The sequence below is a fragment of the Micromonospora sp. DT46 genome, from assembly GCF_049841735.1.
GTDB classification, from domain to species: Bacteria; Actinomycetota; Actinomycetes; order Mycobacteriales; family Micromonosporaceae; genus Micromonospora; species Micromonospora reichwaldensis.
Genome location: NZ_JBNCKW010000002.1, coordinates 615,344 through 629,097, shown reverse-complemented (window position 1 = coordinate 629,097; position 13,754 = coordinate 615,344). Strand labels below are relative to the sequence as shown.

The 13,754-nt window shown below is 75.9% G+C and carries 16 protein-coding genes; 9 read left to right on the top strand and 7 right to left on the bottom strand.

Going from position 1 to position 13,754, the window contains the following annotated elements; translation table 11 throughout:
* Window positions 1-2 precede the first annotated feature (2 nt).
* Genes ACLQ20_RS07280 through ACLQ20_RS07240 form a run of 9 tightly spaced genes read left to right on the top strand, consistent with a single transcriptional unit; the run spans window position 3 to window position 5,205 of the window.
* On the top strand, window positions 3-1,238 hold the full coding sequence (locus tag ACLQ20_RS07280; protein WP_425854636.1) for an SRPBCC family protein: 1,236 nt from the start codon (window positions 3-5) through the stop codon (window positions 1,236-1,238).
* Window positions 1,235-1,678 carry a gas vesicle protein GvpJ gene (gene gvpJ / locus ACLQ20_RS07275; RefSeq protein ID WP_151454732.1) on the top strand — a complete coding sequence of 148 codons (444 nt, stop codon included), beginning with the start codon at window positions 1,235-1,237 and terminating at the stop codon, window positions 1,676-1,678. The genes ACLQ20_RS07280 and gvpJ overlap by 4 nt, the downstream gene beginning before the upstream one ends.
* A 2-nt stretch (window positions 1,679-1,680) precedes the next feature.
* Entirely contained in the window at window positions 1,681-2,436 is a 756-nt protein-coding gene (locus ACLQ20_RS07270; protein WP_425854634.1) for a GvpL/GvpF family gas vesicle protein, read from the top strand.
* A gap of 3 nt (window positions 2,437-2,439) precedes the next feature.
* Window positions 2,440-2,967 (top strand): gas vesicle protein GvpG, encoded by a 528-nt coding sequence (locus ACLQ20_RS07265; protein WP_425854633.1) that lies wholly within the window; start codon window positions 2,440-2,442, stop codon window positions 2,965-2,967.
* Window positions 2,927-3,277 (top strand): gas vesicle protein, encoded by a 351-nt coding sequence (locus tag ACLQ20_RS07260; protein WP_151454729.1) that lies wholly within the window; start codon window positions 2,927-2,929, stop codon window positions 3,275-3,277. The genes ACLQ20_RS07265 and ACLQ20_RS07260 overlap by 41 nt, the downstream gene beginning before the upstream one ends.
* A 1-nt stretch (window position 3,278) precedes the next feature.
* Window positions 3,279-3,647 (top strand): gas vesicle protein, encoded by a 369-nt coding sequence (locus ACLQ20_RS07255; protein WP_225852198.1) that lies wholly within the window; start codon window positions 3,279-3,281, stop codon window positions 3,645-3,647.
* Complete coding sequence (locus tag ACLQ20_RS07250) at window positions 3,631-4,470, top strand: GvpL/GvpF family gas vesicle protein (protein WP_151454728.1); 840 nt, start codon at window positions 3,631-3,633, stop codon at window positions 4,468-4,470. Before ACLQ20_RS07255 ends, ACLQ20_RS07250 begins: the two co-directional genes overlap by 17 nt.
* A 16-nt stretch (window positions 4,471-4,486) precedes the next feature.
* Complete coding sequence (locus ACLQ20_RS07245; RefSeq protein ID WP_192581397.1) at window positions 4,487-4,744, top strand: gas vesicle protein; 258 nt, start codon at window positions 4,487-4,489, stop codon at window positions 4,742-4,744.
* Between the two features lie 56 nt (window positions 4,745-4,800).
* Window positions 4,801-5,205, top strand: coding sequence for a gas vesicle protein K (locus ACLQ20_RS07240; RefSeq protein WP_425854631.1), 405 nt, complete (start codon window positions 4,801-4,803; stop codon window positions 5,203-5,205).
* Between the two features lie 54 nt (window positions 5,206-5,259).
* Here ACLQ20_RS07240 and ACLQ20_RS07235 read toward each other — a convergent pair whose 3' ends face one another.
* The 7 genes from ACLQ20_RS07235 to ACLQ20_RS07205 are packed head-to-tail and all read right to left on the bottom strand — an operon-like array spanning window position 5,260 to window position 13,526.
* Window positions 5,260-7,563 (bottom strand): AAA family ATPase, encoded by a 2,304-nt coding sequence (locus tag ACLQ20_RS07235; RefSeq protein ID WP_425854628.1) that lies wholly within the window; start codon window positions 7,561-7,563, stop codon window positions 5,260-5,262.
* A gap of 22 nt (window positions 7,564-7,585) precedes the next feature.
* On the bottom strand, window positions 7,586-8,134 hold the full coding sequence (locus tag ACLQ20_RS07230; RefSeq protein ID WP_327029781.1) for a hypothetical protein: 549 nt from the start codon (window positions 8,132-8,134) through the stop codon (window positions 7,586-7,588).
* A gap of 46 nt (window positions 8,135-8,180) precedes the next feature.
* Complete coding sequence (locus ACLQ20_RS07225; RefSeq protein WP_132239958.1) at window positions 8,181-8,918, bottom strand: GTP-binding protein; 738 nt, start codon at window positions 8,916-8,918, stop codon at window positions 8,181-8,183.
* Window positions 8,896-9,369, bottom strand: a complete 474-nt coding sequence (locus ACLQ20_RS07220) for a DUF742 domain-containing protein (protein WP_151456015.1) — start codon at window positions 9,367-9,369, stop codon at window positions 8,896-8,898. Before ACLQ20_RS07220 ends, ACLQ20_RS07225 begins: the two co-directional genes overlap by 23 nt.
* On the bottom strand, window positions 9,366-9,836 hold the full coding sequence (locus tag ACLQ20_RS07215) for a roadblock/LC7 domain-containing protein (protein ID WP_151456016.1): 471 nt from the start codon (window positions 9,834-9,836) through the stop codon (window positions 9,366-9,368). The genes ACLQ20_RS07220 and ACLQ20_RS07215 overlap by 4 nt, the downstream gene beginning before the upstream one ends.
* Entirely contained in the window at window positions 9,833-12,355 is a 2,523-nt protein-coding gene (locus ACLQ20_RS07210) for a nitrate- and nitrite sensing domain-containing protein (protein WP_425854626.1), read from the bottom strand. The genes ACLQ20_RS07215 and ACLQ20_RS07210 overlap by 4 nt, the downstream gene beginning before the upstream one ends.
* Window positions 12,342-13,526, bottom strand: a complete 1,185-nt coding sequence (locus tag ACLQ20_RS07205) for a hypothetical protein (protein ID WP_425854624.1) — start codon at window positions 13,524-13,526, stop codon at window positions 12,342-12,344. Before ACLQ20_RS07205 ends, ACLQ20_RS07210 begins: the two co-directional genes overlap by 14 nt.
* Window positions 13,527-13,754: the final 228 nt, after the last annotated feature.

The window sequence follows — 13,754 nt, the reverse complement described above, 5'->3', positions numbered from 1 at the left end:
CCATGCCGGACACGACGAACCCCGGTGGACTCGGGGACAAGGTCCGGGGTCAACTCGCCGGCGAGGCGCGCAATCTGGCCAGCGCCATCGGCGAGCGCGCGATGCGGGTGGTGACCGAGCGGATCACGGGCGCGACCGGCCGGCTCAGCGACTACGCGAAGCAGGGCGGCGGTCCCGGCCTGATTGCCGCTACCACCGGCGCGCAGAAGCTCGCGGAGGGCGGTTCACCGGTGAAGGCGATGGTCCATGCCGGGCTGGCCGGCGGTAAGGAGAAGATCATGTCGGCGCTCGGCAAGGGCGGCAAGGGCGGCAAGGGCGGCGGCAAGAAGGTCAAGGTCACCAACATCGTCGAGGCGATCGAGGTCGGCGTGCCGGTCCGGGTCGCGTACGACCAGTGGACCCAGTTCGGCGACTTCCCGAGCTTCATGAAGAAGGTCGAGAACGTCGACACCGAGTCGGACGAGAAGCTGACCTGGAAGGCGCAGGTCTTCTGGTCGCACCGCACCTGGGAGTCCACCATCGTCCGGCAGATCCCGGACAAGCTGATCCACTGGCGCTCGCAGGGCGAGAAGGGCTCTGTCGACGGCACAGTCAGCTTCCACGAACTGTCGCCCGACCTGACCCGGATCCTGGTGGTGCTGGAGTACCACCCGCAGGGCCTCTTCGAGCACACCGGCAACCTGTGGCGGGCCCAGGGCCGCCGCGCCCGGCTGGAGCTGAAGCACTTCGTCCGGCACGTGATGACCCGGACCGTCCTCGACCCGGATTCGGTGCAGGGCTGGCGCGGCGAGATCGAGGACTCTCGGGTGGTCCGCGACCACGAGACCGCGCTGCGCGAGGAGCAGGAGGAGCGCGAGAAGCAGGAGCGCGAGGGGCAGGAGGAGCGCGAGCAGCGCGGCCGGCGGGAGCCCGAGCCCGAGGAGGAGGCGGAGGAGGCCGAGGAGGAGCCGCGCGAGAAGCGCAGGCCCGCCGAGCGTGGCCGCCGCCGACCGCCGCAGCGCCGTCGCCCGGCCGAGGACGAGGAGTACGAGGACGAGTACGACGAGGGCGACTACGCCGAGTACGAGGAGGAGGAGCCGGAGGAGGAACAGCCCCCGCCGCGCCGCCGCGCCCCGGAGCGGGCCCGCCGCCCGCAGCCCCGCGAGGAGCCGCGTTCCCGTGAGGAGCCCCGGGCCCGCCGTTCCCCGGAAGCGCCCCGGCGACCCGTGGTCCGCCGTCGACGGGAGGAGCGGGAGTGACCATCGCGACGAGTGAGGGTCAGGGCGGCGGCGCCCTGCAACGCGGCGGAGGGGGCTCCGGCCTGGCCGATGTCGTGGAGACCGTGCTGGACAAGGGCGTCGTGATCGACGCCCAGGTTTCGATCGCGGTGGTCGGCATCCAGCTGATCGAGATCAACGCCCGGATCGTCATCGCCAGCGTGGAGACCTATCTGCGCTTCGCCGAGGCGGTCGACCGGTTCGACATCACTCCAAAGGGCCAGAAGGGGCTGCCCGACCTGGTCGAGGGAGCCTCGGGGGCGGTCGGCGCCGGCAAGGCGGTCTCCGGGGTCGGCAAGACGGTCGGCGCGATCAAGGACGCCGTCGGCGAGCTGGGCTCGGACGACCAGGACCGGGACCGCGATCGGGACCGGGACCGGGATCGCGACCGGCCCCGGCGGCGACGTGACGAGGAGCGGTGAGCATGGCCGAGGAGACGGGACTGTTCATCTACGGCATCGTGCCCTCCGACGTGGAGCCGACCCCGGACGCCGCCGGGGTCGGCGACCCGCCCGGAGAGGTGACGGCGGTGCGGCACGAGGACCTGGCCGCGCTGGTCAGCGAGGTGAGCCTGACCGAGCCGCTCGGCCGGCCGGCGGACCTGACCGCGTACCAGGAGCTGGTGGACGGCACGGCGGCGGTGGCGCCGGTGCTGCCGGTGCGTTTCGGCACGGTCGTCACCGGGCCTGACGCGGTCGCCGACCTGCTGGACGCGCACCACGACCGGTTCGTCGCCGCGCTCGACGAGTTCGAGGGGCGGATCCAGTACACGGTGCACGGGCGCTACGACGAGGCGAACCTGATCGCGGCGGTGCTGGCGGAAAACCCGGGCGCCGCCGACCTGGCGGACCAGGTGCGTGGGCAGCCGGAGGCGGCCACCCGGACGCAGCGGATCCGACTCGGCGAGATCATCAGCCAGGCGGTGGAGCTGCGTCGGGAGGCGGAGAACCGGCAACTGGTCGACACCCTCGGTCCCCTCGTCGTGGCGAGCGCGCCCCGGCCGCCGAGCAACGAGCTGGACGCGTCGAACGCCGCCTTCCTGGTGGAACAGGACCGGGAGGACGAGTTCGTCTCGGCGGTCGAGGAGTACGCCGAGCAGCGCCGGGAGCTGATCCGGATGCGGCTGCTCGGCCCGCTCGCGCCGTACGACTTCGTCAGCGCCCACCAGTTGATGGGGTGACCGGTGGACATCCTGTGGACGCTGCTGACCCTGCCGTACGCGCCGGTGCGGGGGCTGACCGCGGTGGTGAAGGTGATCGCCCGGGAGGCGGAGTCGCGGCAGCGCAACCCCGTCGACGTCCGGCGCGAGCTGGAGGCACTGGACGCGGCGGCAGCTGCGGGCGAGATCAGCGCCGCGGAACGGGACCGGGGGCAGCAGCAGGTGCTGGAGCGGCTGACCGGCGGCGTCCAGCGGCCGGCGCCCGCCCAGAGCCGGGCTCCGGCCCGGGACGGCCCCGGGTCCCGTCGGGAGAACGGCGGGACCCGGCACGAGCCCGGCGCGGACCGGGCGCGGCAGTCCGCTTCCGGCCGCCGCCGGCAGTCCGGCGCGGAACGAGCGTCGCGGTCCGGCGAGGGCCGGGCGCGGCGAACCGGTACGGAACGGGCGCGGCAGGTCGGCACCGAACGCTCGCGGCGGGTGTCGCGCGGCGGCGGCGAGGGAGGTGAGCGCGATGGGGGGTCTGATCCGCGGCGACGGCGATCGGGCGCGTAGGAGCGAGCCCGTCGACGACGACCGGTACGACGACGAGGAGGAGTACCTCGAACCCATCACGGCCGCCGAGGCGGCGCGCGAGGGGATGCGGCAGATCGTCGAGTTGACCGGCCGGGATCCGGTGGGGACCACCTCGCTGAAGTCGTCGCGGGACGGCTGGCTGATCGGGGTGGAGGTGATCGAGGACCGGCGCATCCCCAGCTCCACCGACCTGCTCGGCCTCTACGAGGTGGAGCTGGACCTGGAGGGTGGCCTGCTCGGCTACCGGCGGGTGCGGCGCTACCAGCGCGGGAAGGGCGAGGTGGGTTGAGGTGAGCGTGCAGCCGCCCCCGGTGGTGCAGAACTCCGGCCAGGTCCTGCCCGCCGGGCACGAGCCGGCCAATCTCGGCGACATCCTGGAACGCGTGCTCGACCGGGGCATCGTGATCGCCGGCGACATCCGGGTCAGCCTGCTCGACATCGAGCTGCTGACGCTCAAGCTGCGACTGGTCATCGCCTCGGTCGACACGGCCCGGCAGATCGGCATCGACTGGTGGGAGCACGACCCGTGGCTCAGCTCCCGGGCGAGGCCGCCGGTGGAGCCCGGCCCACGGGACCCGGAGCAGGTGGAGGCGGAACGCCGCCCCCGGGTCGCCCGGACGGCCGCTCGCAGGGAGGAGCGGGATGAGTTCGACGGCTGACCTCGCGCCCGCCACCGGGCCGGCGAGCCCCGGCGTCGGGGTGTGGCTGCACGGCGTGGCGCGGGAGGTCGATCCCGCCCTGCTCGCCGCGACTGCCGGGATGGACGGCGCTCCGGTGCGCGCGGTGCGGGCCGCCGGCCTGGTCGCCGTCGTCAGCGCCGCGCCGCTGTCCGAGTACGGCGAGGAGGCGCTGCGCCGGAACCTGGAGGACCTGGCCTGGCTGGAGCGGGCGGCCCGGACGCACCACGCGGTGGTCGCGGCCCTGTCCCGCGACGGCGCCGTGGTGCCCGCCCGGCTGGCCACCGTCCACCACGACGACGCCCGGGTGGCGGGGCAGCTCACCGCCCGCCGGGTCGAGCTGACCACCGTCCTGGACCGGCTCGCGGGCCACGACGAGTGGGGCGTCAAGGGGTACGTCGTGCCGGGCGCGACGCCCCGCACGGCGGAATCCGTTGGGTCGGGCGGCGCCGGGGCGGCGTACCTGCGGCGGCGCCGGGCCCAGCTCACCGCCCGCGAGGAGGGGCAGCGGATCGCCGCCGACGCCGCCTCCGCCGTGCACGAGGCACTGGCCGGGCACGCGGTGGCCGTCCGGCGGCACCCCCCGCAGGACCGCCGGCTCTCCGGTGCGCCCACCGCCATGGTGCTCAACGGGGCGTACCTGGTCGGCCAGGGGTCGGTCGCCGGATTCCGCCAGCTGGTCGGCGCGCTCGCCGGTCGGCACCCGGAGATCCGGCTGGAGCTGACCGGCCCGTGGCCGCCGTACTCCTTCGCCGAGGAGCGGCCCGCTGAGCCGGCGCTCACCGTACGGGAGTCGGCGTGCTGACGGCCCGGGGGCCGGCGTGGTGACCACGTCGCTCGCCCCCAGCAGCGCCGACGACCCGCTGGCCTACCGGCCGGTGGCCCTGGTCGACCTGCTCGACCGGGTCCTCGCCACCGGCGTGGTGATCAGCGGCGACATCACCATCGCCATCGCCGACATCGACCTGGTCCGGATCTCCCTGCGCGCACTGGTCGCCTCCGTCGGCGCGCTCGCCCCGCCGGAACTGCGGGATGCCGCCCCGGGCGCCGCCGCCGGGACGCCGGGGACGTGGCCGTGAGCGCCCCGGACGGCCGCCCGGACGGCGCGACCGGCCCGGGCCGCGGGGGAGTGGGCGTGGGCAGACCGGGCGGCGGTGGCACCTGCCGGGCCGAGCCGGGCGGCGGTGGCGGCCGGCGGGACGAGGCGGCCGAACTCGCCGCCGCGCTCGGCGACACCCGGTGGCAGCCGCCCCGGGTGACGCCGCTGGACCGCCGGCTCGCCGTCGACCGGGACGGCGTCGAGCGGGGGCTGGCCAGCCTCGTGCTCACCGTGATCGAGCTGCTGCGGCAGCTCATGGAGCGACAGGCGCTGCGCCGGGTCGACCTCGGCGACCTGACCGAGGAGCAGATCGAACGGATCGGCACCACGCTGATGGCCCTGGAGGAGCAGATGGCGGGGCTGCGCGACTACTTCGGCCTCACGCCCGAGGACCTCAATCTCGACCTCGGGCCCCTCGGCCCCCTCCTGCCCACCGACTGACGAGTCGTCCACGACATCAGCCCGACAGCGCCGGTCACCCCGGGGCGCGGGCGCTCAGCCGGCCCGCTTCTCGGCGTACGCGGCGAGCCAGGCGACCTGGGTCGGGTCCAGGGACGGGCGGACCCGGGCGCGGGCCGCCGCCACGTGCGCGGCCGTGACGGTGGACGCCGTCAGCGACTCCCGCATGGCGGCCAGGGCCGCCTCGCGCACCAGCGCGGCACAGTCCGCCGCCGAGAAGCCGTCCAACTCGCCGCCCAGTTCCACGAGGTCCACCTCGGGTGCCAGCGGCACGTTCCGGGCCGAGGCGCGCAGGATCTCCGCCCGCGCCGGCCCGTCCGGCGGCGGCACGTAGACCAGCCGTTCCAGCCGTCCCGGGCGCAGCAGCGCCGGGTCCACCAGGTCGGGGCGGTTCGTCGCGCCGACCACCACCACGTTGCGCAGCGTCTCCACGCCGTCCAGCTCGGTCAGCAGCGCGGCCACCACCCGGTCGGTGGTGCCGCCGTCGCTGGCCTGGCCGCGTACGGGGGCGAGCGCGTCCACCTCGTCCAGGAAGATCAGGGTGGGCGCGGCCTCCCGGGCCCGGCGGAACAGCTCGCGGACCGCGCGCTCGCTCTCACCGACCCACTTCGACAGCAGCTCCGCGCCCTTCACCGAGAGCACGTTCGCCCGCCCCGAGCCGGCCAGCGCCGTGACCAGGTAGGTCTTGCCGCAGCCCGGTGGGCCGTAGAGGAGCACCCCGCGCGGCGGCTGCACGCCGAGCCGGGCGAAGGTGTCCGGGTAGGTCAGCGGCCAGAGCACCGACTCGGTCAGCGTCTCCTTGACCTCCGTCAGGCCGCCCACGTCGTCCAGCGTCACCGAGGCCAGCTCCAGGGTGGAGGCGGCCATGGTGGTGGGGCGGACCACCTCCAGCGCGGCGGTGAAGTCGGCCATCGCCACCGTCGGCGTCTCGGCCGACTTCTGGCGCAGCGCCGCGCGCACCCCGGCCTCGCGGAGCAGCGCGGCCAGGTCGGCGGCGACGAAGCCGGGGGTACGCCCGGCGACCTCGTCGAGCCGCACGTCGTCGGCGAGGGGGACCTGCCGGGTCAGCACCGTCGACTGCTCCCGGCGCAGGGCCGCGTCCGGCAGCGGCACGCTGATCCGCAGCGAGAGCAGGTCCGGGGCACGCAGCGCGGGGTCGACGGCCTCGGGCCGGCCGGTGGTGCAGACGACCGCCGCCCCCGCCCGTACGGTCTCGGCGACCACCTGCCGGAACACGGTCGCCACCGGCCCCGGCCCGTCCGCCGGGGCGAGCGCCTCCACGTCGGTGACCAGCAGCACCCCGGGGCCGTCCGCGCGCGCCTCGGCGGCGGCGGCGCGCAGCCGGTCGGCGGCGGCCTGGTTGGTCAGCGCGGCCACCTCGGGAGCCCAGAGCGGGCTGACCCGGGCCCCGACCCGGGCGGCCACGGCCCGCACGAGCGCCGCCTTGCCGGAGCCGGCCGGCCCGGCGATCAGCACGCCCAGCGAGACGGTCGTGCCCAGCCGGCCGAGCACCTCCCGGTGGTGGAAGCCGAGGTCGAGCAGCTCGGTCAGCTCCTCGGCCTGCGACCGCAGCCCGGGCAGCTCGTCCACCGCGGGCGGCGCCTCGTCGACGCTTCCGGCGGTGTGTCCCGTGGCGTCCACGGCGCCCGGGAGGCGTACGCCCCCCGTGGCAGCCGCCCGGCTCGGGGCGGTCCCGTTGGGCGTCGGGCCCGCGTCGAGGCGGCGCCCCTGCGGGGCGGGTCCGGTGCCGGCGGAGCCGTGGGTCGCCTGGCCGTGCTCCCAGCCGACGACGGTGTCCATGGTGACCAGCGAGCCGGTGTCGGGCTCGGCGGCGACCACGGCGAGCAGAGTGCTGGTCCAGGCGTACCCGACGCTATTGGAGAGGCTGCGCCGGGCGGCCTCCACCAGGCTGCGCACCGAGGCGTCGGGCAGCACGTCCTGCGGTAGCAGCGACACGTCGTCCCCGGTCGTCACCACCTTGCCGAGCAGGGCCAGCCGGAGCATCTCGGGCGAGACCACGGCGGCGATCTGCGCCGGACCGGCGAGCAGCACCCGACGGGCCGGCGTGACCGGCAGACGGCTCACCGTCACCTGGGCGCCGTCGCGGATGCCGAGGTTGCCCAGCATGAGGTCGTCGGCGTAGAGCAGCGAGGTGCTGGCGGTCGGCTCGGCAGGCGCGACGATGCCGGCGCTCACCCGCCGGCCCGCCAGCCGCACCGGGTCGCCGGGTCGCAGCGCCAGCGCGGTGAGCACCTCCGGGTGCAGCCGGACGACGCCCCGTCGGGCGTCGAGGGCCGCCGGCCGCAGGCTCGCGGTCAGGGTCAGGTCGGGTTCCGCCACCGCCCGACCCTAGCCGCCGTGGTCACGCCCTGCCCCCTCCCGGGGCGTTCCGTGCTCCGCGAGGAGCGTCACCGTCCCCCAGCAGGGAGGAGTCGCGGCGGATCAGCTCGGCCAGCCGTGCCGCCGGGTCGGGGGTCAGCCCCTCCTGGGCCGGCGTCCAGGCCGGCACCGTCTTGACCGACATCGGCCACGCCGGCGGCGGCGCGGGGGCCTCCGCGTCGACCGTCACGCCCGCGTCGGTCCAGGCGACCCGCAGCGGGTACGCCTGCCCGTCGTGCTCGACCCGGATGCTGACCGCGGTGCCGGGGTGGCCGGCCACCACGCGACGGACCGCCTCGGCGACCTCCACCACGGGGTCGCGGTGTTCCGCGCCCCGCCGCGCGTCGACCCAGCCGGGCCCGGCGTTGCGCCCCTCGCCCCGGACGTCGGCGCGCCCCGGCTCGGATCCGCCCCGCGCCTCCGGCGCCCCGTCGGCCTCCCCGCCCGCCGGCTCCGCCTCGGCGGCCCGCCGCCGCAACGCCTCCTCGCGGCGCGCCATCCGGGCCAGTGTCTCGTCCAGTCCACCTCTCATCACGAACCACCCCTTCTCGTGAAACGGGTCGAACCGCCGCAGCGGTTCAGGACCTTCCCTCCCGGGTGGCCCGCTCGAGTGCGCGGTCGAGGACGACCAGCAGGGCGTCCCGCACCGAGAGCCGGTCCCGGGCGTCGAACTGCACCAGGGGCACGTGGTCGCCGACGGCCAGCGCCCACCGGATCGCGTCGAGGTCGTGTGCCAGCCGCCCGTCGAAGGCGTTCACGCCGACCACGAAGGGCAGGCCGGCCCGCTCGAAGAAGTCGATCGCCGGGTAGCAGTCGTCGAGCCGGGCGCTGTCCACCACGACGAGCGCGCCCAGTGCCCCCCGGGCCAGGTCGTCCCACATGAAACCGAACCGGGCCTGCCCCGGCGTGCCGAACAGGTACAGCTTCAGGCTGCGGTCGATGGTGACGCAGCCGAAGTCCATCGCCACCGTGGTGGTGGTCTTCGCGGAGCGTACGCCGGGGTCGTCGACGCCGATCCCGGCGGTGGTCATCTCCGCCTCGGTGGTCAGCGGGGCGATCTCGGAGATCGCGCCGACCGTGGTGGTCTTGCCGACCCCGAAGCCGCCGGCGATGAGGATCTTGACCGGGATCGGCGGTGCGGCGGCCGGCGTGGGCCGGGGCACCGCGGCAACACCGGTGGCCGGCGTCCGGTGCGGCGGCGGAGCGGACGCGGCGGGTTGCGGTCCCGTCGGGGAGCCGTACCGGGTGGCGGCGCTGTTGGCGGCGATCCCGCCCAGCGGGGCGACCGGCCATTCAGGAGATCGCACGGAGTCCATCCATCACTCGCAGGATGATGTCGGGGTCGAGGGCGTCGGCGCCGTCGTGCACGTCGAGGTGGCCCGCGGCGCGGAGGTCGCCGACCAGCACCCGGGTCACGCCGAAGTGCAACCGGGTACGGGCGGAGATCTCGGCGACCGAGATCGGCTCGTCGCAGAGCGAGACGATCGCCTGCAACTCGGGTGCCAGCCAGGTCAGCGACGCCGGCCGGTCGGTCGCCGGTCGGGCGGTCACCTGCGTCTCCAGCCCGATCGCCGGGTCGGCGCCGGCCACCCGCCCGGCGGTGAGCACGAACGGGCGCGGGCCGGCGGGCCCGTCCTCGGTCGCCGGCGCGGCCGGGGTCGCCGGCAGGCCGGGCCGCGCGTCGTGCGGGGACGACGCGCGCAGGTAGGGCCGGATCCGGACCGTGGGTTCCGGGTCCGGCCCCTCGCCGGCGACCTCGGGGGTCACTGCTGGGCGGCGTTCTTCAGTTCGGCGATCAGTCTCGGGGTGAGGGCGCCACCGGCCCGCCCGGCGAAGAGCGTCATCTCGTAGGCGACGGTGCCGAGGTTCGCCGAGCGGTCGGCGACCACCCCGAGCACGGAGCCGCTGCTGATCGCGCTGATCAGCAGGTAGCCCTCGGCCATGTCCACGACCACCCGGTTCAGCCCGCCGAGGGCGTACCAGCTCGCGGCGCCGCCGGCGAGGCTCGTCATGCCGGAGACCACCGCGGCGAGCCGTTCCGCGTTGGAGCGGTCCTTGATCGCCGACATGGCCATCAGCAGCCCGTCCGACGAGACGGCGATCGCCTCCAGCACGCCGGCCGTACTGGAGGTGAAGGAGTCCAGCAACCAGTTGAAGGTGCGCGCCTCCGGGCTCAGGTCCCCGGCGCCCGGGTTCTGGTGGTCGACGTTGTCGTGCGTGAAGGGGCTGGTCACCGTGATGTTCCCTCTTCGTAGCGGCGGTCTTGGCTGACTTCGTGCAGAGCGCGGGCGACGCCCGCCTCGAACTCGGTGAGGAGGTCGCGGACCTCGTCCGGGTTCTCCGGGGGGCTGTCGGGCTGACGGGCCGGGGTGGCGGTCAGGTTCGCCCCGGGCACCCGCCGGGTCAGCCCGGCCGGCGCGGTGCCGTCCGGGGTGCCCCGGCCCAGTTCGGCCCGGCGTACGCCCGACTCGACGGCCTCGACGAGGGCGCGGGCGGCGGCCGGGTCCGCGTCGGTGACCGGCACCGGCCCGCTCACCGGCGGGGCGGCCGGCGGCCCGGCCGGGCGCAGGGTGGCGCCGGGCACCCGCTGCCGGATGCCCGGCGGGGCGGCTGCGGCCGGTGCCCGAGGCTCGGTGCCGGCCGGTGCGCGCAGCTCGACGCCGGCCGGCTCGCCACTGGAGCTGAACGCGTCCCAGGAGGCGCCGGACTCCAAGCTGCGGGTGGCGCGGCTCAGCAGCACCGCGTCGAACCCGGACGGCGCAGCCTCCGCCGCCGCGCCGACCCCGGACGGTGCCGTGCCGACCGCCGCGCGGGGCCGGGCGGCCTCCGGCTCGTCGGGCGAGCGCCGGTCGCGGGCGGGTACGGCGGCCCGGGCCACGGTCACGCCGGCCCGCTCGGCGCGGTGGACGACCAGCGACGTCTCCGGGACGTCCAGGTGCGCGGTCACCCCGCCACCGGCGGTCGGCGTCAGCCGCACCTGCCAGCCGTGCCGGCGGGCCAGGCGACCCACCACGAAGAGCCCCAGCACCTCGGTCGGCGCGAGGTCGAGCCGTTCCCGCCGGGTGAGCCGGGCGTTCTCCTCCGCCAGCCGCTCCGGGGCCATGCCGATGCCCCGGTCCACCACGGTCAGCAAGGCGCCGGAGCCGGTCGGCTCGCCGCCCACGGTGACCCGGGTGTGCGGCGGGGAGAAGACCGTCGCGTTCTCCATCAGCTCGGCCAGCGCCAGGACGAGGTCGCCGACGGTCCCGGGCGCCACCGACACGCCGGGCGGGACCTGCACGTCGACCCGGGTGTAGTCCTCGATCTCGCCGAGCGCCAGCCGGACCACGTCCGCGAGCGGCACCGGCGCCACGTGGGGGTCGGCGCCGGCCGAGCCGGAGAGCACCACCAGGCTGCCGGCGTTGCGGCGCAGCCGGCTGGAGATGTGGTCGAGCCGGTACAGGTGCTCCAGCCGGCCGGGGTCGGTCTCCTGCCGCTCCAGCCGGTCGATCAGCGCGATCTGCCGGCCCACGAGGTTCTGCGTACGGCGGCCGACGTGGCCGAACATCTGGGCCACGTTGCGCCGGCCGGCGACCTGCCGTTCCACGAGCCGGGCGGCGGTGCTCTGCACCCGGTCGAACGCGCGGGCCAGGTCGCCGATCTCGTCGCGGGCCCGTACGTCGACCGGGTCGAGGCGTACCGGCGCGGCGCCCTCGGTCTCGTCGTCGGCGACCCGGGTCAGCTCCGCCTCGGCGACCCGGGCCACCCGGTCGGCGGAGCGGGTGAGCCGGGTCAGCGGCCGGGCCACCGTCCGGGCGACGGCCGCACTGAGCAGCACCACCACGGCGAGGATCAGGGTGACGATCCCCGCCACCAGGTACGCCTCGGTCAGCGCCCGGCGTTGCTGCCCGGTCACCTCGGCGATGACGTCGGCGACGAGCTTCTTCTCGATGAACTGCCCGAAGGTGATCATCGAGCGGACCGACGGGAAGAGCGCGTCCAGCGGGATGTCCCTGGTCGCGCCGGCCGGGTCCAGCGCGCTCCTGGTGAGGAAGTCCGCGCTGGTCCGGGCGGCCACGGCCGCGTCGTTCAGGGTCACCAGCTTCAACTGCTCCGGCGTGATCAGGCTGCGGAACCCCTGGTTGTCCGCCCGCAGCCCCGCCATGCAGGCGACGTACGAGGCACTCACCCGGGGCGAGCCGGTGGCCTTGACGAGCACGATGAGGGTGGCGCAGGCGCCCATCGCCTCGTCGACGCGGAGCAACCCGTCCAGGGCCAGCACCTGCCGCCCGGCCGCCGTGTCGGTGTCCACCCCGAACGGCAGCCGCAGCGCGTCGATCAGTCCCGTGCTGACCGGCCCGTACGCGGCCATGATCTGGTCCGGGGTGGCGGTGCCGGCGAGCACCGCGACACGCACGTCGGTCAGCCCGCGTACGCCGTGCAGGGCCTCCGTCACCTCCGGCGGCAGCGGGCCTGCCGAGGTCGCCCGCAGGTCGGCGACCCGGTCGTCCACGCCGGCGGTCCGCTGCATCAGCTCGCTCCGGGTGACCCGGCCGAGCAGCAGCCCGACCGAGAGGACGCGTTCCTGTTGCAGGTCCTGCACGAGGCTGCCGATCCGGCTGGCGACGCGGACCCGGTCGGCGATGTCGCCGGCCCGTTGCGCGGCGGCAACGCGGTCGAGCACCGCCGGCACGGCCAGCGCCACCATGCTGAGCAGCGGGATGACCACGAGCAGCGCGAGCTTGCCCCGGATGCGGAGCCTAGCGAGCAGCATCGAAGGGCCCCCACTGCGCGCCGCCGGGTTCGCGGGCCGACCCCGCCGGCTGGAGCTGACGCGGTTCGGCACCCCGGCCGGCGGCCGGCTGCCACGGCGTGTCCTCCGGCGGGGCGTCGGCGCCGTACCGCTCGCGTCGGGCCTGTGCCGCGCGCCCCGGGGCCCGGCGGGCGGCGGCGAGCCACACCGCGCCCAGTGCCGCCCACAGCAGGACGGCCAGCGCCCCGGCCGCCACGGTCAGCCAGCGGTCCCGGTCCAGGTCGCGGGAGCGTCCGGCGAGGAGCGCGTCGAGTTCGTCCAGGATGACGGGCTGGAGCTGTTCGGCGGCGGCCTGCGCGTTCAGCCGTGCGCCGGCGATCCGCGCCTGGTCGGTCTTCGCGTCGCGACCGGTCGGCGCGGAGTGGGCCGCCAACGTCTCGACGGCCCGCTGGTAGGTGTCGAGCGGGTTCAGCACGCTCGGGCCGAGGTCGGCGCTCTCCGAGCTGTCCACGGCGGCCCGGAGGTCGGTGACCAGGTCACCGGCCGGGGTGAGGACGCCCACCCGGAGGGCGGCGATCTCGACGGCGGTGCGGTTCCGGTCGCTGGCGGGCCGGCGGTCGGCGAGCACGGCCAGGTCGGCCAGCCGGCCGGCCGCCACGACCGCCTCGGGCAGGTCCCGGCTCGCGTGCTGGAGGAAGAAGGAGTCGGGCCGGGGGTCGCGGACGAGCCCGGACGTCTCCCGGACCTTGCCGTGCAGGGCCAGCAGCAGGTCGGTGGCCTCGCCGTACGCGGTGAAGGCCGCCTCCGGGTCGGCGGGGCCGCGGGCGCCCAGCGCCTCGATCCTGGCCCGCAGGCCCGCCCAGCGTTCCTTGGTGCGCAACTCGTCGCCGGTCCGCGCGTCCACGGAGGCGGCGGCCTCGACCGCGCGGGTCAGCGCCTGGCTGGTGACGGGCCGGGCGGCGACGGCGGCGGACTGGGCCTCGACCAGGGCGTGGGTGACCGGGGCGAGGGCGCGCAGGTACTCCACGCCCAGCCGTTCCCGGCCGGCCAGGTCCCGGTCGTCGGCCGTGAGCCGCCAGGTCTGGACGAACAGCAGGGTCATCGGCGCGAGCAGGGCGACGAGGAGCAGCAGCGGCAGTACGCGGCCCACCGCGGTGGGCCGCCGGCGGGCCGGCGGTGCGGGGACGGTCATGTCTGTCTCCTCCGGCGGGAGCACGGGATCGGCGGGGGGTCGGGGGTCGACGGCGAAGTCCCGTGCACCGGACCGGAAAACTAACCGACCAGCGGGGACCGTTCCGGCCGCCGGACGGTCAGCTTTGCGTCACGAAGCCCGAAGTAACCGCAGGGTCACTCGTTAGGCACCGTCCGTGCCGGGCCGGAGAGTGACAAGGATGGATCGGAGTGGATTTCCGACGAACAT

What these genes read in the sequence shown, in the direction of transcription:
- ACLQ20_RS07280 (WP_425854636.1), top strand. Translation starts at nt 3, where the DNA reads ATGCCGGACACGACGAACCCCGGTGGACTCGGGGACAAGGTCCGGGGT.
- ACLQ20_RS07270 (WP_425854634.1), top strand. Translation starts at nt 1,681, where the DNA reads ATGGCCGAGGAGACGGGACTGTTCATCTACGGCATCGTGCCCTCCGAC.
- ACLQ20_RS07260 (WP_151454729.1), top strand. Translation starts at nt 2,927, where the DNA reads ATGGGGGGTCTGATCCGCGGCGACGGCGATCGGGCGCGTAGGAGCGAG.
- ACLQ20_RS07250 (WP_151454728.1), top strand. Translation starts at nt 3,631, where the DNA reads ATGAGTTCGACGGCTGACCTCGCGCCCGCCACCGGGCCGGCGAGCCCC.
- ACLQ20_RS07230 (WP_327029781.1), bottom strand. Translation starts at nt 8,134, where the DNA reads ATGAGAGGTGGACTGGACGAGACACTGGCCCGGATGGCGCGCCGCGAG.
- ACLQ20_RS07225 (WP_132239958.1), bottom strand. Translation starts at nt 8,918, where the DNA reads ATGGACTCCGTGCGATCTCCTGAATGGCCGGTCGCCCCGCTGGGCGGG.
- ACLQ20_RS07210 (WP_425854626.1), bottom strand. Translation starts at nt 12,355, where the DNA reads ATGCTGCTCGCTAGGCTCCGCATCCGGGGCAAGCTCGCGCTGCTCGTG.
- ACLQ20_RS07205 (WP_425854624.1), bottom strand. Translation starts at nt 13,526, where the DNA reads ATGACCGTCCCCGCACCGCCGGCCCGCCGGCGGCCCACCGCGGTGGGC.